The sequence below is a fragment of the Desulfobacca acetoxidans DSM 11109 genome, assembly GCF_000195295.1.
Classification (GTDB): Bacteria; Desulfobacterota; Desulfobaccia; order Desulfobaccales; family Desulfobaccaceae; genus Desulfobacca; species Desulfobacca acetoxidans.
The window spans coordinates 2,589,771-2,609,393 of record NC_015388.1 but is presented as its reverse complement, the minus strand read 5'-3'; the positions used below and the strand labels follow the sequence as shown (position 1 = coordinate 2,609,393).

Annotated in this window: 17 protein-coding genes; 4 read left to right on the top strand and 13 right to left on the bottom strand. The window is 52.7% G+C overall.

Features of this window, described 5'->3' with window-relative positions:
- Positions 1-94: 94 nt before the first annotated feature.
- The 8 genes from DESAC_RS11700 to DESAC_RS11665 all read right to left on the bottom strand — a co-directional run bounded on the left by DESAC_RS11700 (position 95) and on the right by DESAC_RS11665 (position 12,517).
- A complete protein-coding gene (locus tag DESAC_RS11700; RefSeq protein ID WP_013707281.1) occupies positions 95-985 on the bottom strand; it encodes a complex I NDUFA9 subunit family protein in 891 nt (296 codons plus the stop codon).
- Positions 986-1,144: 159 nt separating this feature from the next.
- Positions 1,145-1,525, bottom strand: coding sequence for a holo-ACP synthase (gene acpS, locus DESAC_RS11695; protein ID WP_013707280.1), 381 nt, complete (start codon positions 1,523-1,525; stop codon positions 1,145-1,147).
- 16 nt (positions 1,526-1,541) lie between these two features.
- Positions 1,542-3,953 carry an endopeptidase La gene (gene lon / locus DESAC_RS11690; RefSeq protein WP_013707279.1) on the bottom strand — a complete coding sequence of 804 codons (2,412 nt, stop codon included), beginning with the start codon at positions 3,951-3,953 and terminating at the stop codon, positions 1,542-1,544.
- A 63-nt stretch (positions 3,954-4,016) separates the two neighbouring features.
- Complete coding sequence (locus DESAC_RS11685) at positions 4,017-4,427, bottom strand: Hsp20/alpha crystallin family protein (protein WP_169311538.1); 411 nt, start codon at positions 4,425-4,427, stop codon at positions 4,017-4,019.
- Positions 4,428-4,829: 402 nt separating this feature from the next.
- Positions 4,830-6,401 (bottom strand): hypothetical protein, encoded by a 1,572-nt coding sequence (locus DESAC_RS11680; protein ID WP_013707277.1) that lies wholly within the window; start codon positions 6,399-6,401, stop codon positions 4,830-4,832.
- A 155-nt stretch (positions 6,402-6,556) separates the two neighbouring features.
- Positions 6,557-9,697 carry an efflux RND transporter permease subunit gene (locus DESAC_RS11675; protein ID WP_013707276.1) on the bottom strand — a complete coding sequence of 1,047 codons (3,141 nt, stop codon included), beginning with the start codon at positions 9,695-9,697 and terminating at the stop codon, positions 6,557-6,559.
- A gap of 13 nt (positions 9,698-9,710) precedes the next feature.
- Positions 9,711-10,877 carry an efflux RND transporter periplasmic adaptor subunit gene (locus DESAC_RS11670; RefSeq protein ID WP_174261964.1) on the bottom strand — a complete coding sequence of 389 codons (1,167 nt, stop codon included), beginning with the start codon at positions 10,875-10,877 and terminating at the stop codon, positions 9,711-9,713.
- Between the two features lie 56 nt (positions 10,878-10,933).
- On the bottom strand, positions 10,934-12,517 hold the full coding sequence (locus DESAC_RS11665; protein WP_013707274.1) for an efflux transporter outer membrane subunit: 1,584 nt from the start codon (positions 12,515-12,517) through the stop codon (positions 10,934-10,936).
- Between the two features lie 38 nt (positions 12,518-12,555).
- On the opposite strand from DESAC_RS11665, the gene DESAC_RS11660 reads away from it, so the two are divergent.
- Positions 12,556-12,741, top strand: coding sequence for a hypothetical protein (locus DESAC_RS11660; RefSeq protein WP_013707273.1), 186 nt, complete (start codon positions 12,556-12,558; stop codon positions 12,739-12,741).
- A 33-nt stretch (positions 12,742-12,774) separates the two neighbouring features.
- Here DESAC_RS11660 and DESAC_RS11655 read toward each other — a convergent pair whose 3' ends face one another.
- Both DESAC_RS11655 and lptG read right to left on the bottom strand, forming a co-directional pair.
- Positions 12,775-13,047, bottom strand: a complete 273-nt coding sequence (locus tag DESAC_RS11655; protein ID WP_013707272.1) for an HU family DNA-binding protein — start codon at positions 13,045-13,047, stop codon at positions 12,775-12,777.
- 412 nt (positions 13,048-13,459) lie between these two features.
- On the bottom strand, positions 13,460-14,578 hold the full coding sequence (gene lptG / locus DESAC_RS11650) for an LPS export ABC transporter permease LptG (protein ID WP_013707271.1): 1,119 nt from the start codon (positions 14,576-14,578) through the stop codon (positions 13,460-13,462).
- An 85-nt stretch (positions 14,579-14,663) separates the two neighbouring features.
- Here lptG and DESAC_RS11645 point away from each other — a divergent pair, with 85 nt between their 5' ends.
- Positions 14,664-15,494 (top strand): deoxyribonuclease IV, encoded by an 831-nt coding sequence (locus DESAC_RS11645; protein ID WP_013707270.1) that lies wholly within the window; start codon positions 14,664-14,666, stop codon positions 15,492-15,494.
- Between the two features lie 14 nt (positions 15,495-15,508).
- Here DESAC_RS11645 and DESAC_RS11640 read toward each other — a convergent pair whose 3' ends face one another.
- From DESAC_RS11640 to DESAC_RS11630, 3 genes are all read right to left on the bottom strand, one after another.
- Entirely contained in the window at positions 15,509-15,958 is a 450-nt protein-coding gene (locus tag DESAC_RS11640; RefSeq protein WP_013707269.1) for a PPC domain-containing DNA-binding protein, read from the bottom strand.
- A gap of 85 nt (positions 15,959-16,043) precedes the next feature.
- Positions 16,044-16,865 carry a FecR family protein gene (locus DESAC_RS11635; RefSeq protein ID WP_013707268.1) on the bottom strand — a complete coding sequence of 274 codons (822 nt, stop codon included), beginning with the start codon at positions 16,863-16,865 and terminating at the stop codon, positions 16,044-16,046.
- A gap of 28 nt (positions 16,866-16,893) precedes the next feature.
- Entirely contained in the window at positions 16,894-18,324 is a 1,431-nt protein-coding gene (locus DESAC_RS11630; RefSeq protein ID WP_013707267.1) for a tetratricopeptide repeat protein, read from the bottom strand.
- Between the two features lie 211 nt (positions 18,325-18,535).
- On the opposite strand from DESAC_RS11630, the gene radC reads away from it, so the two are divergent.
- Entirely contained in the window at positions 18,536-19,228 is a 693-nt protein-coding gene (gene radC, locus DESAC_RS11625; protein WP_013707266.1) for a RadC family protein, read from the top strand.
- Positions 19,229-19,419: 191 nt separating this feature from the next.
- A complete protein-coding gene (locus DESAC_RS11620; protein WP_041283957.1) occupies positions 19,420-19,611 on the top strand; it encodes a hypothetical protein in 192 nt (63 codons plus the stop codon).
- Positions 19,612-19,623: the final 12 nt, after the last annotated feature.

Below are 19,623 nucleotides of genomic sequence, written 5' to 3'. Positions count from 1 at the left end.
ATCGGTGAAGCCGACCCTCTTTGAACGGCGATGGCAGCATGCCCGTCAGAGGTAGTTTTTGCTCTCAGAATCTAAAGATCAAACTTTGTCCTTCTTAGACCAGATATGAGGCCAGTCCGGCCGCGAGGGGCACCGGTTGGATGCCAAAATCCCGGTAGAAAGCTGAGGGATCGCAGGTATTGCCGGCCAGCAACATGGTGATCTGATCGGTGGTCACCGGGAACCAGGCAAAGCCCTGCAACAGAGCGGCGGAAAGGCGGAGCGGCCAGACCGGCAGATGGATCTTTCCGACTTTTTTCCCGAGGACTTGGGCTACGGTGTCAATGAGTTCGTCAAAGCGGAGAGGCTCGGGGCCGCCCACGTCATAACTACGATTCTCTGAGATCGGCGTTTCCAAAGCCAGGGCGAAACCCTGGGCCACCACCCAGACCGGCACGGGTTGAATCTGATATCGGCCGTCGCCGATGACCGGGACCAGGGACAGGCGTTTGATCTGATCTTTGAACAGGTTGATGAAGGCATCTCCCGGTCCATAAATGATGGAGGGGCGGAAGATGGTAAAGGTGAGACCCGAGGCCATGACGTATTCTTCGGCCTGCTGTTTGGTCTGATGATATCCCGCTACGGGGGCCGGTTTGGCCTCGAGGGCGCTCATGTGCAGATAGCGCCGGATGTTGGCCTTTTTCGTTGCTTCAACGATATTTTGAGTGGCCTCGAAATGCATTTTTTGGAAGGTGATGCCGCGGGAGGGGAATTCCCGAATAATGCCGACCAGATGTACGACGGCATCGCAGCCCTGCACCGCCGACGGCAGGCTTTCGGGGCGGGTAACGTCCCCGGGAGCGAATTCCACTCCCGGAGCCGCCCCGAGCTTCTTCTCAGAACCGGGCCGTACCAGGCAACGCACCTGATGGTTGTGGGCCAACAACTGCCGCACCACTTCTTTGCCGACAAAACCGGTCCCACCGGTAACCAGAACCCGCATGATAGCCTCCGTTAGTCGAGTATCTTCATCAGTGTCAGAAGGAACGTTCGATTTATCCTATCCTGGCCCTTTCGCATCGAGGGGAAGATTTGAAGATGGTTGCGTTCCCAAGTATAACCGGGGTACAGGCCGGAGCTTCGTTTAGACCGGAAACCTACCTTATCTTTCCAGCACTACGACGGCGATGCCGAAATCGCCTTCATCGGTCAGAGAGACGAACATCCCCTTAATTTCAGCCGTTTCACAGAGTTCAGCCGCCCGGCCGCTGACCCTGACTTCCGGCCGGCCCAGGGAGGTGGGTACAACCTCTACGTCTCGCCACCGGATGCCATGACGGCGCAGCCCAACTCCCAGGGCCTTGGAAAAGGCCTCTTTGGCGGCAAACCGCAGGGCGTAGTTATTGGCCGACTGGCTGTTGCCGTCGCAATAAGCGATTTCTTGCGGGGTGAACACTTTATTTTTGAAACGTTCCCCGAATCGCCCCAGTGCGGCGGCGATACGGGGAATTTTCACCAGGTCAACGCCGATGCCGAAAATCATTGTCGTCAATCAGGGCTCAGGCGGCCGCGGCCTGCCGGGGCTGAGAGGCCTCACTGGCCTGGTCGAAGGCAATTTCCAATACCTGGTCCATGCGCTCTACCAGGTGGATCAGCAATTCATCTTTGACGTTGGGCGGGATATCCTCCAGATCTTTGGCGTTCTGCGCTGGGAGGATGACCTCTTTGATGCCTGCCCGGTGTGCTGCCAGGACCTTGTCTTTGATGCCGCCCACCGGCATGATGTGACCCCGCAGGGTAATCTCTCCGGTCATAGCCAGGCCTTTTTTCACCGGCCGATCCGAGAACAGTGATACGAGAGCGGTGAGCATGGCGACGCCGGCCGAGGGTCCGTCTTTCGGGATAGCCCCGGAGGGGACATGGACATGGATATCAATGTCTTTGAAGAAATCTTCCTCGACGCCGATATACGGCGCCCGGGCCCGGATAAAACTCAGGGCCGCCTCTACCGATTCCCGCATGACCTCACCGATCTGTCCGGTCAGCTTTAGCTTGCTGCTGCCAGGCATCCGCAGAGTCTCAATGAAGAGGATCTCTCCTCCCACCGGCGTCCAGGCCAGACCGGTAGCGATGCCCGGCTCCGGATGGTCTAGAGCGGTTTCCCGGAAGAATTTGGCCTGACCCAAATATGTGGGTACATCCTCTTCCTGGATGGTCCTGGCGGTGGTCAAACCTTCAGCGACTTCACGGGCTACGCTACGGCAGAGGGCGGCCACCTCCCGTTCGAGGTTGCGCAGACCCGCCTCACGCGTATAGTCAGCGGTTACCCGTCGCATAGCCTCAGGCGTTATAGTCAATTGCTCCGGCTTGAGACCGTGGGCCTCCAACTGCCGCGGCAGGAGGTACGAGAAGGCGATCTGGATTTTCTCTTCTTCAGTATAGCCCGGAAGTTGCAGGACTTCCATCCGGTCCCGAAGGGCCGGGGGAATGGTGTCGAGCATATTAGCGGTGGTAATGAACATCACCTTGGAGAGGTCGAATCCCACCTCCAGATAGTGGTCAGAGAAAGAAGAATTCTGTTCCGGATCAAGCACTTCCAGTAGCGCTGAGGCCGGATCGCCCCGGAAGTCGGCGCCGATTTTATCGATCTCATCTAAGATGAAGACCGGATTGTTGCTGCCGGCCCGGCGAATGCTCTGGATAATCCGACCAGGCAGGGCCCCGACATAGGTCCGCCGGTGGCCGCGAATTTCGGCTTCGTCCCGCACGCCGCCCAGAGACAGACGGACAAACTTACGCTCCAGGGCGCGGGCGATGGACTTGCCTAAAGAAGTTTTGCCGGTACCCGGCGGACCTACAAAACATAAGATGGAGCCTTTCATATCCGGTTTCAGTTGGCGTACGGCAAGAAATTCGAGGATGCGCTTTTTCACCTTTTCCAGATTATAATGGTCTTCATCCAGAATTCTCTTGGCCTCGGCCAGATCCAACCGATCTTCGGTAGTGACATTCCAGGGCAGCTCGATCATCCATTCCAGATAGGTGCGAACAACCTGATGGTCCGGCGAAGTAGACGGAATGCGGCTCAACCGGGTAAGCTCCCGCTCCGCCTCTTTGAGAGCCGCCTCCGGAAGCCCGGCTTCTAGGAGGCGCTCCCGCAATTCATCGACCTCGCGAGAACGCTCATCGCCCTCTCCGAGCTCCTTTTGCAAGGCCTTGATCTGCTCCCTGAGATAATAATCTTTTTGGGCCTTGTCCATCTCGGTCTTGACATTGGCCTGGATCTGTTTGCCCAACTCCAGGATTTCGATTTCCCGGCTGATCAGCCGCAAGACCTTCTGGAGACGTTCTTTGACCTCTATGGTTTCCAGCAGATCCTGTTTCTCGGTCTTGGCAATATTTAAACTGCCCCCGGTGACATCGGCCAGTACTCGGGGATCATCCAGCTCCTGAACCATAGCCCCTAATTCGGTAGGAAGGTAGGGCGACAGTTCGGACATCTTCTTAAACATGCCCTTGAGACTGGAGACCATTGCGTCGATCTCCAGATCAGCTTCGTAGGTCTCGGTAATGGGGCTTACCCGAGCCTGGATATACGGTTCGGTGTCAACGAGTTCTTCCACCTTGAACCGGTAAAGGCCTTGGATCAGTAAGCGGACCGCGCCCTCCTGAGTCTTGCCCATTTTGAGGATCACCGCCGCAGTACCGATGGGATAGAGGTTTTCTGTCGTATAGACTTCGGTAGCCGGTTGCCGGCTGGTCAAAATGCCGATGATTTTATCTTTTAACAGTGTATCATCGATCAATCGCTGTATCGACTCTTCCCACAGGGCCAGAGGGATGATCAGCCGCGGGAACAGCACCAGTTCACTCATCGGGATAATGGGCAGCAGACGTGCTTCGCCTGCTTCGGCTGCAGGATTGCCGCTCTCCGTCGGCGTCACTTTTGTATTGGTAATTTTTTCTTCCATTTTGAAATCCGTATATACTGAGGGAGGGTTTTAACCCCTCGGGTTAATATTCGGGTAGATTGATTACTCCTCTTCTTTTACGGAAATGCGTTGTGAAGGTCCAGCCTGACGCCAAGGCAGCCGTATGATTAAAAGACCATTGTTGTATTCAGCTTCCACCCGAGCTTCCTCCACCGCCTTAGGGAGCTGAAACCGGCGTTCAAAATTGCCGTATTCGATCTCCAGATGATAAAATCGCTGCACCGGTTCAGAACTCGGAAAACGACGCCGGCCGCACACCGCCAATTCCTGCCGGTGCAAGGTGAGGGAGATATCCGCCTTGTTCAGGCCGGCTAACTCCATACGGATCACTAGAGATTCAGGGGTCTCATAAATATCCGCAGCCGGATGGTAACTATGGGCCGCGGCTGGCGTCGAAGCACTCCAGGGACCGAACATATTTTCCATGAGACGCCGCATTTTTATTTCCAACATCTCAATATCCTTAGCTAATTTAATTTTTATTGGCGACATTACCGCATTCCTTACGCAGAGCTTGCGGGTGGCGGCATACTGCCACCCATATTTTTAAGAGCTTCTGACAACATTCCCGGTCATTACGAGAATGGAAAAGGTCTTTTACAATTTTGCCATACTGCTTTTTTATTATCCCGGGCGGGAAGATCGTAGCCCAAAAGCCCCGCAGTCAGAGTTTCCTAAATAGTAAACCATTTTCAACCCTTATCATTTTATATAATAAGTGTTCGCAGGGCAGATGTAAAGGTGTGGGGAACATTTAAGGCAGGTTCGGTTGAATTATTCGGACCCGGATCTCAACCTCCGGGTGGGTTGGGCTTTGCTTTCATGCCCTACGCATATGCTTCCTGCTGGCCATCCTTAATAAAGGCGACTGATTAACTTGCCCATGCGGTAAAGAGAAACCGGGCCGTCCATGGAGATGCACAGACCCAATACTTCCGGGCAGAAGGCCGAAAATTCCCGGGTGGCTTGATGGCGGGTGCCGCTGCCTAACTCATCACCCCGCAAGGGGGGCAGTTGCAGACCGGTGGCCTTGAGCCGGACTCGAAAATGGGTTACCTCCAGTCGTTCGTTAAATATGATGGCCCCGTCGGATTTGGCCAGGCCGAGGATGATAGCGCTCCAACGATGCTGTAAGGGCGTCGGCTGGGCCAGTCGAACTTCATTTTCGATGGGGATATAGGGCTCCTGCAATCGGGCTGCATTCAGGCCCAGCAGGAAGATGCCTCCCCGGGCGTTGGCGCGCATGCCGCGGATGAGCAGTTTCAATTGTTGCAGAACTTCCGGATAGTTGCAATCGGGACAGCTCTGACGCAGCTGACGCTCCAACTCCTGCCAGAAGACGTCCTGAAACAAGGGGATTTGGATATGGCCCTGACGGTATTCCAACAGGGAGAGAGGAATGCGGGCGTTTTGTCGTCCTTTGAGGGCCAGCCAAAAATTAAAGCGGCCTCTCCTGGAGATAGTGGCCAACAGCAGAGATTCGCGCCAGGATCTGACCGTGGTCAATTGCTGCTGCGTTCCTTTGGTCAGATGCAGCACACCGATAATACGGTCTTGATATACCGAGAGAAACGTGCTGCGCCCATCCGCATTCAGCAGCAGTTGCTTGATGGCTTCGATGCCTTCATTGAGCGGAACTTGGTCGGCCTCATGATACAGCAGCAGGTCTGACCAGCGTTTCTGGTGGTGCATTAGGGACTTGTGCGATGGCAGGAAAGCAAAACCGGTAAAGATGGGTTCGCCCTCAATAGAGAAATTCAGTAGGCGCTTAAACAACCGCCAACCGCGGATCATACCCTCTTCCTTGCTGCTTCCGGGAATCTCACAACGTTTTAGATCGGCGCTGGTGTACAACCTGGTGCCGATATAGGGGTTGTCTTGCGTATCCAGTTGCACGGTGGCGCAGGGGATCCATACGAGGCTCTGAAGGTATCGGGCAATGACCTGTTCTTCCAAAGAATACGGTGCAAAGGCAAAAAAATCCTGCTGCATTGCTGCGGTTTCAAAGGCCAGGGTATAGAACCAGGTTATCCCAAAAATAATACTGATAAAACGGCAGTGGAAGGGCGATAGCAGAAAGGTTGATTGGGAGGTGCTCAGGTTGAAGTAGTGGGTTTCATCCCCTAAGCGTATTTTAATCAGGTGATACAGGACGCCGGTTTCCGGTTCTTCCTGATTGGGAAAGAGCGTGCCGCTAAGTTCCAGCCGATGGCGTCGGGTATGAACTGTCAGGAAAGGAAATAACTCCACCCCCCCTTTGGACGGCGGTTCTTGCCATCCGCTGAATCGGGTTTCTTCGCGACTGAGTGAACAGGTAGTAATATCTTCAAGGAGGCGACTGACCTCCGGAGAATTGACCAACGTTAAAAAACTATGGCGTAGTCGGGAAAGATTAAGAGATTGCGAATTTGGACGTGCCGGGGGCATTGTTCCATCCGTACGATATTGTATGGTAAAGTATTTTAACTTATGGTGGCCAAGTTGCCAATATTTCAAATCAGTGAATGGGCAGGTAGAATCAAAAGGCGGGATGCACCTTGCTTTCCCGCCTTAAGATTGAACCTTACTCTCTATACCCGATTCTATTTTTTATTCCTTATCCCCGTTTCCTGCTTCCTGCTTTTTAGCCGTTCGCTCAGCCCTTCCATGACGACATAAAACACCGGTACAAAGGGAATGGCCACCAGGGTAGAGGAGATCATGCCGCCAAAGACCACGGTGCCGATGGCGCGTTGGCTGGCCGCACCGGCGCCTCCGGCCAATAAGAGGGGCGCCACCCCCAAAATGAAGGCGAAAGAGGTCATAATGATGGGTCTCAAGCGGCGCCGGGTGGCTTCGATGGCTGCTTCTACGGTGGAGAGTCCCTTTTCCTTCAGTTCCCGGGCAAATTCCACTACCAGAATAGCGTTTTTGCTGGCGAGGGCAATCATCAGCACCAGCCCTACCTGGGTGTAGAGGTCGTTATCATATCCTCGCACATTCAGTCCGATCAACACTCCTACCAGGGCCGTGGGTACCACTAAAATGACCGCGGCAGGATGAAACCAGCTCTCATATTGGGCCGACAATACCAGAAACACCAGAATAATAGACAGGGCATAAATAAAATAAGCCTGGCTGCCCACCAGCTTTTCCTGGAAGGCGGTGGCAGTCCAATCGAAGGCCATCCCTTTGGGGAGTACATTCTGGGCCACCTGCTCCATGAGGTCTATTGCCTCTCCGGAACTGAACCCTGGAGCGGCGGCGCCGAAGACTTGGGCTGCCGGATAGAGGTTATAGCGGGTTACCAGTTCCGAGCCCAGGCGGCGATGGACCGACATCATGGTTCCCAGTGGTGTCATCTCACCTTTCTGGTTGCGCACGTAGAGGTTTTTCACGTCATCCGGATTCAGCCGGAAAGGAGCATCCGCTTGGACGTATACCTGATAGGACTGGTCGAATTTGTTAAAGAGGTTGACAAACGTGGAGCCCAGGTAGGCCTGCAGAGTGGCAAAGACATCACCCAAAGGCACTCCCATGGATTCCACCTTGGTTCTATCGATATCCAGGTAAATCTGGGGGCTGCGGGCGCTGAAAGTAGTGGCCAGACCCATCAGTCCGGATTGGGACCCGGCGGCCTGGATCAATTCATTCGTGGCTTTCTGCAGCTCTGCCAGACCGAGACTGCCTCGATCCTCCACCATCATCTGGAAACCCCCGGCTTGGCCCAGACCAGTAATCGGCGGCGGCGTGAGCACTACGGCGTAGGCCTCCTCAATACTGCTGAGCCTACGGTTTAAGTCGGCAATGATCTTTTCCTGACTGAGGTCGGCTCCCCGTTTGTCCCACTCCTCATAGATGGCAAAGGTACTAAAGGTGTTGGAGAGGTTGGCGCTGTCCATCAAGGATAAACCGCCGACGGTTACCCAAGCCCTGATGCCGGGGGTTTCTTTCAGGATGGCATTTACTTTTCGAGAAACCGCCTCAACCCGAGGCTGAGCCGCTCCCTCTGGCAGCCGCACGGTCACGATGGCATAGCCCTGATCTTCATCCGGCAAGAAACCCGTCGGATGTTGGACGAAAAAAAACCCGGTAACGGTTATGAGACTGAAAAAAATAATGAGCATGACCTTGGGGTGGTGCACCATCCGGGTGACTATGGCCATGTAGGCGGCTTCAACCTTGGCATAGAGCTGATTGAAATGACAATAAAACCAGCCTACTTTTTTTTCGCCCCGAGGTTTCAGATATTGAGCGCATTGCACGGGTTTCAGGGTCAGGGCGTTGAGGGCGCTGATAACGGCGGTGGAGGCAATGACCAGGGCAAACTGCCGGAAGAGTTGGCCATTGATGCCTGGCAGGAAGGCGGCAGGGAGAAAGACAGAGGTCAAGACCAGGGTAATGCCGATTACCGGTCCGGTCATCTCCTCCATGGTTTTAATAGCAGCATCTTTAGGAGACAAGCCCTGTTCGAGATAATAGGAGGCATTTTCCACAATGACGATGGCATCGTCGACTACGATGCCGATGGCCAGGATGAGGGCAAACAGGGTCATGAGATTGACCGTGAACCCCAGCAGAGCCATGGCGGCAAAGGCGCCGATGATGGTCACCGGCACGGTGGTGGCCGGTACGAGGGTTGCCCGCCAATTCTGGAGAAACACCATGATGACCACCAACACCAGGATGCCGGCCTCGAACAGGGTTTCGTACACTGCGTGGATTGCCTGCTGAATGAATTTCGTGGTGTCGTGCTCTATAACGTATGTCAGCCCCTCGGGGAAATTTTTGCTCATCTCGGCCACTGCCTGGCGGACCTCTTCGGCAACGGCGAGGGAGTTGGCCCCCGGTAGGGGATAGATCAAAATCTGGGCCGACTTCTTGCCGGACAAGCCTCCGAAGTTGATAAACAATTGCTGGCTGAGCTCTACACGGGCAATGTCCCGTACCCGCACGACCTGGGGGGCTTCTCCCCGAATACTTTTGACGATGATATCCTCAAACTGTGAAACCTCGGTAAGGCGGCCCAGGGCATTGACGGTAAACTGGAATACCTGCGATTCCGGCACCGGTGGCCCGCCCATCTGTCCGGCCACCACCTCGATATTCTGGCGTTGAATGGCATCAACCACATCCAGGGTGGTAAGCTCAAAGGTCTGTAGCTTGTTGGGATCCAGCCAGACCCGCATGCTGTATTGTCCGGCGCCGAAGACCTGGACATTTCCCACTCCATCGAGGCGGCCTAAAGGGTACTGGAGATTGATCATGCCATAATTGGAGAGGTAGGCCGGATCGAATCGCTCATCTTGGGAATACAGGCTCACTACCAGAAGGATATTGGTGCTGACCTTTTTGACCGTTAATCCTTGGGACTGCACTGGTCCCGGCAACTCTGGCATGGCCTTGTTGACCATGTTTTGCACCAGAGACATGGAGGTGTTGAGATCGGTCCCCACGGCAAAGGTCACGTTGAGGGTATAGCTGCCGTCGCTGCCGCTGGTAGAGGTGTAATAGAGGGCGTTTTCCACCCCGTTGACCGCCTGTTCGATGGGAATGCCGACGGTATTGGCAATAACCTCAGCGCTGGCGCCAGGGTATCTGGTGTTCACCTGGACAACGGGGGGCACGATCTCAGGATATTGGGCTACCGGCAGTCGCCAGAGACAGACGATTCCCAGGATGATAGTGATAATGGCAATGACGTTGGCTAAGATGGGCCGCTCAATGAAGAACTTGGACAACATCTGGCCGCCTCCTCTACTTCTGCGGGGATTTGGAGGGTTCTTTTGCGGCGGCCAATTCCGGATGTACCTGTCTACCGGGGATGGCACGAAGCAGACCGTCGACAATGACCTGTTCAGAGCCTTTCAGGCCTTCCTGAATCACCTGCAGCTTATCGAAGACGGCACCAAGGGTAACGCTACGGCGCTCCACCACATTTTTATCATTGACTAACAGGACATAGGGACCTAATTGATCAAAGCCAATGGCCTCCTGGGGCACTAATAAAGCTGATCGCTGGGTAGCATGCACCGGCGCCCGCAGGCGGGCAAAAAGGCCGGGGAGGATCATTGCCTGGGGATTCGGGAAAACCCCCCGCAGGAGGAGAGTCCCGGTGTTGGGATTAACGGTGATGGCGGCGAAATCCAGATATCCCTCATAGGGATATCCCGGCTGATTGGCCAGTCCCATGTATATCGGCCATTTTCCTTTTTCTGCTTCTTCGGGTGATTCTTGGGCATGAGCCATAACCTGAAGTAAATCTCGCTCGTTGATGGTGTAATAGGCGTAGATAGGGTCGATCTGGTTGATTTCGGCCAGGACGGTTTCTTCTCCGGCCCCTACGAGATTGCCGACATCTTTGAGGCGCCGGTCAATTCGGCCATCAAAGGGAGCAACAACAGTAGTATAGCTTAGATTTAATTTGGCCAATTCCCGGTTGGCTTCACCGGCTAGTACCGCAGCGCGGGCGGCATCCCGTTCGTAACGCCACCGGTCGACGTCGGTTTGCGCTGCGGCCTTTTGCCGGAGCAGACTGGAGAAGCGGACAAATTCGGTTTGGGCATGTTCTAATCGGGCTTTTTGGGCCAGTACCTCCGCTTCGGCCTGCTGTAATTTGGCCTGATAGGTGTTCTGTTGAATGATAAAGAGGACCTGGCCTTTTTTAACCCGATCGCCGTCCTGAAATAGCACCTTTTCCAGGAAACCTTCGACTCGAGCCCGGAGTTTCACGGTGTTAAAGGCTTGGGTATTGCCCGTGAATTCGAGGTAATCGGTTACCGATTGCCGTATTGGCTGGCTGACGATTACCTTGGGAGGCGGAGGCGGAGCATAAACGTTACGGTCGCCGCAGGCTGCGGCCCATACCAATAATGCCAGAACCGACACCCAGATTATAGGGCGGCGGGGTTCTCTCACCGTCATTCGTGCCATCATCTCCCTCTGTTTGTGAACCGACCTGAAGCGTGAACTTTATCCCTCTACCATTGCGGCGGCCGTACAAGCTTTTGGGGTTTGCCTGGTCCTGAGGCATCGGACCCCCCCGTATTGAGAAGCCTGCCCCAATTGGTCCGCCGGGCCATGGCCGCCTGGGTTTCGGCCGCCACCAGTTCCTGTCCTTCCCGAATCTGCCAGCCGCCGCCCAGAGCCCGATATATTCCCACCAGACTGCGGGCGATGTCACCCAAAGCAATGGCCAGATTATCCTGTTGGCTCAAGAGATTCTGCTGAGCCGTCAGCACTGTGGTAAAATCGGTCATGCCCTCACGGTATTGAATCATAGCCAATTTGAGGGAGCGTTCCGCCGCGGCAGTGCTTTCCCCTAAAAATTTTGCCTGGTCTTCGGTTTTCAAAAAGGCAATGAGGTTGTCTTCAACCTCCTGTTGGGCTTTTAAAACCAGGTTCTGATAGGCCAGCAGGAGTTCCTGAAAACGGGCGTCCTGGACCCGCACCAGATTGGTGATGCGGCCATAGTTCAAAATATTCCACCGGAATGAGGGCCCGCCAAACCCTTCGCGGCTGCGCCATTGGAACATATCCGCCAGGGCGATATTGCCTACGTCCGCTGCGGTGAACCCGAAACTACCACGCAGATAAAAGGCGGGAAAGAGATCGGCTTTGGCAACCCCGATGCGGGCGCATTGAGCAGCAGCCTGCCATTCCGCTTCACGGAGATCAGGCCGGCGGCGCAACAGATCAGCGGGTATTCCTACTGCTACGGTGGGGGGTGGCACCGGAACGGTTCCATATCCCGGAAGCAACTCCGGTAGCTGCATAGGCGGCCGACCTAAGAGGACGCTCAGGGCATTCTTGGCCTGGCGGACAAGTGCTTCCAAACGGGGTATGGTGGCCTCAGTGCTGCCCAGAACGGTCAGTGCCTGTTCCACGTCCCGCATCGAGGTGACACCGCCTTCGAAGCGGTACCGGGCGATCTCTAAACTTTCATTTTGGACCTGGACGTTATTCCGGGCAATGTCCAGGCGTTTTTCAAACGTTCGCAGAACAATATAGGTATTAGCCACCTCCGCCGTCAGGCTTACCAGGACACTGTCATAGCCTGCTACCGTCGCCTGCAGGTTGGCGTCGGCCGACTCTATCGTTCGACGCAATTTGCCCCAAAAATCCAGCTCCCAGGTAGCCTCTGCCCCCAACTTAGAAGTGGTGTAGTTGAGAGCCGTAGCTCCCTGTGTGGAACCTTTGGCGCTCAGGCGGTTTTTTTCAAGAGAGCCGACAGCCTGCTGGGTCTGGGGGTAGAGTTCGCCGATAGCTATCCCCAATTGAGCCTTTGCCTGAAGAACCCGCACGCCGGCCTGCTGTAAGGTCAGATTATCCTGATAGGCCTGTTGAATGAGGCGATCCAGTGCTTTATCGTTAAAGACGCGCCACCATTCCCGGTGTTCTTCGTTGACCGGAGTAATTTTTCGGCCATCGGTCTCTAGCCAATTATCGGTTACCTGAACGGGAGGCGTCAGATAATCCGGTCCGACTTTGGTGCAACCGGCAGCCAGGATGGCAATCAATGCACAAACCAGACAGAGCTCACCAGATATGCGGCGGACAGGCATAGCGAATATATCCCTTCAACAAGAATGAGGGAGGCCTTATGACCTCCCTGCAACCTTTCGGTTTTGAGGCGTTGGATGGTGAGGGCAAGAAAGTTACGGTGAACAGAAAAACCCCTGCCGCCACTAGTAAGAAATCCATGACCAAATATCATCGGCGTTGGATATCCGGCACCGATCCGAGAAATACGTTGAAAGATAGCAAGGTAATGAAATCAAGGCAGTAATGCGAAAATATCTGTTATTGGGAGCTCGTTATCTTATTTAATAGTGTCTTTCAGAGATTTTCCAGGTTTAAATTTAACCACTTTAGTAGCCGCTATTTTGATGGGCTCACCGGTTTGAGGGTTTCTACCTTCCCTTTCTCTACGTTCAGTGACTGTAAAGGTGCCAAAACCGGCCAGTGAAATACGACCTTGCTGCTGTAATATATCGACCATTGTTTTGATAAAGGCATTCAATGTTCTTTCCACATCAGCCTTTTTTACCTGTCCTGCAACAGCTATTTGAGAAATTAACTCTCCCTTGGTCATAATTTATCTCCCTCATAAATGAATAATACCTTTGAATTAAGATTTGACCGACGCTTTACACAAACCTCCATCCTTAAGATCAATTGTGGCCCCAATCCCCTCCTCTCTAGATGACGCCAAATTTCTTGCCGGTAGAACGAAATGATGTAGAAGCAGAATTATAAGCAAAAGGTGCAAATCTTGATTATCCATAGCATAGAAATTGTGAACTTGACAATAAAAAATTGCATTTTACATCGATCTGGCGGGATTTTTTTGTAATAAAGAAACTATGGTTGTTTCGGTTTCGCTTCGATTAAAAAGTTGGCCAAGGGTGGAAAAGCTTCGGGATACAATTCAAAACCATAATTTATATGGTATTATAATAAGTTATGTAATCAGCCATTCGTGGGGTAGCATTTCGGGGATCAACTTAGCGCGAAGCTTTGGAAAGCGCCAGGAAGCCCCCCAGGCCAAAGATGATGTTTGCCAGCCAGGCTGCCAGGAGTACCGGCATAAACCGCACCTGACCTAAAGAAAGGAAGAAAGTGGACAGGAGCCAGTAAATAAATACCAAGGCGATGCCCGAGACAATGCCCAGGGAAATATTGCCCTTCTCCCGCCAAAAAATGAGGCCGCCCCCTATCAAGGTGACGATTATGGGGGTTAAGGCAAAGGCAATACGACTATGCAGCTCCACCCAATAAGGTCGTGAATCATAGCCATCCCGTTCCAGACGCCGGATATAGCGGTAGAGATCATAGCCGTTAAGTTCGGTAACCCGCCGTTCAAGATTGACAAAATCTTCGGGCCGTTCGGTCAGGATCATAGTGCGTTCAACAAAGGCCTCGCTCACTATCTCACCCTGGGGAAGAAAGGTTTGGATCATGCCATCCGAAAAACGCCAATTCTGTCCAGTCCACTGGGCTCTTTGGGCAGCAATAAACTGGGTGAGGTGGAATTGTTGGTCGAAAACATAGATCTTGACGTTTTCCATTGATTTTGTATCCTTACGGAACTCCGAAATATGGAAGATAGCACGATCACCTTTATACCAGAGCCATTTTAAATCGATTAATTCCCTCGCCGGTTTCTTATCTACCTTGGTTTCCCATATAATATTGACCCGTTGAGTTAGCCAAGGGGTGAGAAAAAGGTTTAGACTCAGAAGAAAGAGCACCAAAACCGATGCCAGCAACAGGATCGGCCGCAGCAGGATAGTAATATTAAGACCGGCACATTTGATAGCCGTGGTCTCATTGTGGCGGGCGAGAATGCCGAACGTTATAATTACGGCCAGGAGTACGGAAGCCGGCAATACCTGGCCGGTAGCCAGGGGCAGTTTGGCGCCGAAATACTCCAGGATTCCGACGAAGCCGAGTTGGGCTCGATGCAGCCGGTCAATCTTCTCGAAAAAATCAATAATGAGATAGATTCCGACAAACGCTGCTAAAGTGAGGAAGAAATTGCGACAGAATTCCCGGGCGACATACAGCATTAGCAGACGGGGCTGAAAATAATCGGAGACGTTGGTTAGGACAGGATTTTTCATGGCCACTCTTTTATTGCCAAAGCTTCTTTTTGGTACTAACGTTGCGTATTCGGATGACTAGTGGTTTACCGTTATGAAGGTCGGTATGCATTTTTCCATTGCTGGCGGTTTGGCCAAATCTTTAGACCGGGCAGGGGCCTTAGACTGCCAAGGGTTGCAGATCTTTCTGCAGAACCCTCGGGGTTGGCGTTGGCGCCCAATTCCAGAGAGCGAGATTCAGGAATTTTGCGACCGACGCCGTCAGCGAAAGATTGAACTGGTGGTAGTCCACCTGTCTTACCTTCCCAATCTGGCGGCGGCTGATGGGCAGCTTTACGAACGCTCCTGGAACCGTCTGCGGCAAGAACTGTCTCTAGCAAAATCTTTACAGATTGATTATCTCGTCTGTCATCCAGGCCATGCAGCTAGTAATGACGCCAGTCTCAGTCGGATAGCGCAGGGGCTGAATCAGACTGTAGTGGTATCACCGCCTCCACCATTAATATTGTTAGAGAACACTTCTGGCCAGAAAAATGAGTTGGGGGCCAGCATAAATGAATTATATCAGATTATGTCTCGCGCCGTGGTTCCGGTTGGTTTGTGTTTGGACACGGCCCATGCCTTTGCCGCCGGTTATAATCTCCGGCTCGCCGCCGGTAGGAAAAAGCTTTTGGACGAGATTGCCGCCGGTTGCGGTCTGGCCAGCTTAAAGGTTATACATCTCAATGACTCCCTGGTCTCTTGCGGTTCCCATCGCGATCGGCATTGGCATTTAGGCAGAGGGGCCATCGGACTGCGGGCCCTGCGGGAATTTTTGCGAAGTTGTCCTCCCGGCGTGGAGGGGGTGATATTAGAGACCCCCAAAAAACAGTCGGATGATGACAGCCGCAATCTTACGGCTGCCAAAAAAATCCTAAACCAATTGGCCAAGGAATAATATAGCGCAAGCTTCTAAGCCTTTAGATCGATAGAGTTAAGCATCGACACCCCCAGGTCCGGGTCCAGGCGGCGGCACAGGTTCAGACCGGTCAACTCTACGAGCAGAGCCTCGGCCACCAGATAGATTTCATTTTCTAAACGCAGGCAACCCATTATGGTTGCATCCCCTTTACCCAAGGCGACATGCACGTGTACTTTGGGGGCATTATCCTCCCAGAAAAGATTGCCGATACCAACAACCTCCCAGGCCTGAGAAAACTCTCGCCATACCGGTTTTGGCGGCAGTTGCGGCTTCTCCGGTCCGGTGACCAGCCGCCCTTGTTTCAAGGCACCTAAAAATTGGATCCAGGCGGCCCGGATATTTTCTCGAACGGCAAATTGGCAGATCTCCTGGATGAGGTCTTCCCCATGCTGAAAGGTTAACAGAAATAGTCGACCCGGCCTGCCTTCTTGGACTCGCATTAACCTGTGCTCCTCATTTTTAGAGATGGTTGGTAGCCGTGTGAGACGAACGGATCTGATGAGACACGCAATTTTCCAACCAGGATCATTTGCCGGACGGATACGATGGTGAGGGCTGCGCTCCGCGAGGAAGATGTATGGTCGGCAGAGGCTGCTGGGTTACCCCAGGGAGCAGGATGCGAGTTTCGCCGGTTTCGCCAACGGGTTCCGGTTGCTGGGGAGGTTGCGGCTCTACCAGGTTTTTTGGCTTGAAGTCATAACTGAGCCGATATTCCTGGATCAGGCGTTGATACATCTCCGGGGTTATGACGTTGATCTGAAAAGGTTTGAATTTTTCCCCTAAAGCGTAGTGCATGGGCGATAGGTCAATGGCCTGGCCGGTAGATTTATTCCGCAAGCCGAGGGGGGCGCCGGCCTCCAATAGATAGACCTTGTCTTGTTGGGCTGATTCCAGAATGCCATCGGTACCCCTGACGGCCAGGGCTAGAATTTCGGTCTCAATGTTGAAATCCGGTTGAGTAGCGCCAAAGAATTTGTGGACAATGAATCTGATATTGCCACTGATGGTTTTTAACAAGCTCTGGCGTTTTCGGGCGGCTTCATCATACTGATAACGGCTGATTTCCAAGGTTGTCTTCTCGCCTAAAATGACCACACTTTCGTCTTTAAACCATAATTTGGCCTTGGATCGTTCCAGGGTGCGGATAGTGTCGCGTTCGTAAAGTTGATCTTTAACCTGGATGGGTCGAAAGGCGTCAGTAGCAGACTTAACCTCAGCCTGGCCGACAAGCGCAATGAGTTCGGCTGCCGCTTGGCCCTCCCGCCCCTGGGCGGTACCCGTCAGAGCCAACAATGTCAGCAAAATTACAGATACAATACTTATAGACTTGGCCTTTTGAAACTGCATGATGTTTTCCTTATAGTGGCGACTGCGGCTAGTATCTCATGTTGACCAGCAGTTGATAAATATTGCGGTCGTAAGCGAAATCCGGGATATTGGATTGTTGGGAGACATGTGTGTAGCCAGCGATCAGATCCAGGTAATCAGTCAGCGGTCGCCGCAGTTGCAGACTTATCTGATAATAATTTTGATTCTGCCGAACGTTACTAAAGGTATCCACGTTATCGAAATTATACCGGCTATATTCAAAGAGAGTCCAAAGATTAAAGCGATAGGGCAGATTAAGGCTCGCGTCGGTGATGATCCCGTAACTTTTATTATCCCAATTGACCCCTTCGGTTAATTCTCGGGCATAGACGCCGCCGATTCTCCAGGCGGCAGTCCGGCCAAAAAGGAAGGTTTGGAAAAGTCCGATCTGATTTACATAACCACTCCGGTCATAAACTGGCGCCGTGGGATAACGGAAGCTGCGGTCCTGAAACTGGTATACCAGATCAGCACTCATAAAAGAGTTCTGCTCCCAGGTGAGGTTTAAGCCGGCGTTATTGAAAAAGGAATAGCGCTCCAGGGCCTTGTGGGCCAGATCAATGCCATACCAGGGCTGTAGGGTAAATGGTCCGATTGAATATTTCAGATAAATGTCAGCCCGGTTATCAAGGAAATTGAAGTTATCGATGGTGTAGTTATTGCCGCTATAGAAGAAATAGTTCAATCCTGCTTCCCAATTCTCCCGTCTCAGTGGGGCGAAATTTGCCTCCAGGACAATAGGGGTGCGCCAGGAACCTTTGTGGCCGGGATAAGGGCCGCCGTAGGGCAGGGTTACCTGATCTGGCAGGATTTTAAAGTTATCGTCATACTCCATACCGGTGTAAAAACTTAGACTGAAGGTTTTTCTGGCAATACCTCGCCCAGGACCGGTGAGATCCTGTTCATAGAGTCGAAAAGGTCCTCGATACTCCGGCGCCAGTGTAGATGCGGCATTGAAGTGGATCATAGCCTCATCCGGCCGGTTCTGGCGACGGGCCGTAAGACTGAGATAATACCGGACCAGCCCATCTTGGGGGGCCAGTCTCTGAGCCTCCTGAAGATGGCGTTCGGCTTGGGAATACTTCCCCTGATGGAACAAGGCGGCCCCCAGATATAACCAACTCTGCGCGACCTCCGGATCAAGTCTGATAGCCTCTTTCAGCTCTGCTTCGGCCTGGGGATATTCTTGAGAGGCGAAATATGCCAATCCCAATAACATCCGGATCTCTGGATTGGCCGGTTCAATACTGGCAGCCTGGCGTAACTCACTCTTGGCCTGCTCATAACTACCGTCTAAATAATATTTATTCCCCCGAGCCAAAAGGATTTCTGATTCCTGGGAGGCAAAGCCGCCGCCGGCCCACAGTATGATCAGCAAGACCCAAAAAGTCTTCAGACCTAATCCGGGTGACCTTTGGGGAAACTCCTTTTTCGCCATAGCGCTCCTTTGAAATTAACCGAATAATCTACTGACCAGGATGTTTTCTGGCCAAGATATTGGTGATGACTAACACACACTTTCTCATATTGTCAATAAAAATGAATGTTAGGTAAGTTTAAAAAGAGAGTTGCCTGATCAGCGGTGATAGACCAGAAGGCATACAGCCACTCTGATTGACAAAGATAACAGAAAAATATTATATACCTGTATGAAGTCGGGAAAGCCCACGCCACCCCACTATCACGGCCATCGAGATCGTCTGCGGGCCCGCTTTCTCCAAGCGGGGGCTGAAAGCCTACAGGATTACGAACTTCTGGAATTGCTGTTAACTTACGCCATTCCTCGCGCCGACGTCAAGGAATGGGCCAAGGGCTTGTTGTCTCATTTCGGCTCATTCGCCGAGGTCTTGGACGCTTCCCATCAGGAGTTGGTGAAGGTTAAAGGTCTAGGAGAGTATTCGGCCACCTTGATCAGATTAGTTAAGGCCTGCGCCGAATATTATCTGAAAGAGCAGGCCATTAAACGTCGGAGCATCCCTTCGCTGCCAGTTCTGATAGACTACTGTCGCACCTCTATGGGAGGATTGAAAGACGAGCAGTTCCGGGTGATTTTCCTGAATTCGCAAAATGAAGTGATCGCCGAGGAAACAATTCAGGAGGGCACTGTAGACCAGACGGTTGTCTATCCCCGCAAGGTCCTGGAGGCCGCCTTGAAACACAAAGCCACAGGATTGATCCTGGTGCACAACCACCCGAGCGGTCGACTTACCCCTTCCACTGCTGACCGGGAACTGACCCGGGCCATCATTCAAGCAGCGCAACCACTGGCCATTACTGTCCATGACCACCTCATCATCAGCAAACAGGGGCATTATAGCATGGCCGAGCATCACTTGATTTGAGGGGAAGTAAGCAGTGTCCAGGTATCGGTGGGGGGTCTGGTGGAAGGCGAGGCGCTCAGTTACTCGGGATGGGAGTTCCTGATATCTTACAAACCGGAGCGGAAAATATCTCTTGGAATTACAGTACCCGCTCGAGTATAATTAATAGTTTCATGGTTGGCGGGTGGCCGCTAAGTAATGACAATTAGTAAATGAATTTCAAGGATAAAGAAGAATTTATTATCTGTCCTCAATGTGGCGAAGAGGCCTTTGTTACCCTCCGGTATGGATTCAATAAAGTAGATTGTCCCGTTTGTGAGTATTTTCTGATCGTGTATCTTGATACAGACGGAAAGGCCTGGACGCGGGAGTTAGGCGTCCTGGAGACGGCAGAAAATCAGTAGGTGTTGAAATGA

Coding starts and splice junctions, on each gene's coding strand:
- DESAC_RS11700 (WP_013707281.1), bottom strand. CDS start 985: ATGCGGGTTCTGGTTACCGGTGGGACCGGTTTTGTCGGCAAAGAAGTG.
- acpS (WP_013707280.1), bottom strand. CDS start 1,525: ATGATTTTCGGCATCGGCGTTGACCTGGTGAAAATTCCCCGTATCGCC.
- lon (WP_013707279.1), bottom strand. CDS start 3,953: ATGGAAGAAAAAATTACCAATACAAAAGTGACGCCGACGGAGAGCGGC.
- DESAC_RS11685 (WP_169311538.1), bottom strand. CDS start 4,427: ATGTTGGAAATAAAAATGCGGCGTCTCATGGAAAATATGTTCGGTCCC.
- DESAC_RS11680 (WP_013707277.1), bottom strand. CDS start 6,401: ATGCCCCCGGCACGTCCAAATTCGCAATCTCTTAATCTTTCCCGACTA.
- DESAC_RS11675 (WP_013707276.1), bottom strand. CDS start 9,697: ATGTTGTCCAAGTTCTTCATTGAGCGGCCCATCTTAGCCAACGTCATT.
- DESAC_RS11670 (WP_174261964.1), bottom strand. CDS start 10,877: ATGACGGTGAGAGAACCCCGCCGCCCTATAATCTGGGTGTCGGTTCTG.
- DESAC_RS11665 (WP_013707274.1), bottom strand. CDS start 12,517: ATGCCTGTCCGCCGCATATCTGGTGAGCTCTGTCTGGTTTGTGCATTG.
- DESAC_RS11660 (WP_013707273.1), top strand. CDS start 12,556: ATGACCTCCCTGCAACCTTTCGGTTTTGAGGCGTTGGATGGTGAGGGC.
- DESAC_RS11655 (WP_013707272.1), bottom strand. CDS start 13,047: ATGACCAAGGGAGAGTTAATTTCTCAAATAGCTGTTGCAGGACAGGTA.
- lptG (WP_013707271.1), bottom strand. CDS start 14,578: ATGAAAAATCCTGTCCTAACCAACGTCTCCGATTATTTTCAGCCCCGT.
- DESAC_RS11645 (WP_013707270.1), top strand. CDS start 14,664: ATGCATTTTTCCATTGCTGGCGGTTTGGCCAAATCTTTAGACCGGGCA.
- DESAC_RS11640 (WP_013707269.1), bottom strand. CDS start 15,958: ATGCGAGTCCAAGAAGGCAGGCCGGGTCGACTATTTCTGTTAACCTTT.
- DESAC_RS11635 (WP_013707268.1), bottom strand. CDS start 16,865: ATGCAGTTTCAAAAGGCCAAGTCTATAAGTATTGTATCTGTAATTTTG.
- DESAC_RS11630 (WP_013707267.1), bottom strand. CDS start 18,324: ATGGCGAAAAAGGAGTTTCCCCAAAGGTCACCCGGATTAGGTCTGAAG.
- radC (WP_013707266.1), top strand. CDS start 18,536: ATGAAGTCGGGAAAGCCCACGCCACCCCACTATCACGGCCATCGAGAT.
- DESAC_RS11620 (WP_041283957.1), top strand. CDS start 19,420: ATGAATTTCAAGGATAAAGAAGAATTTATTATCTGTCCTCAATGTGGC.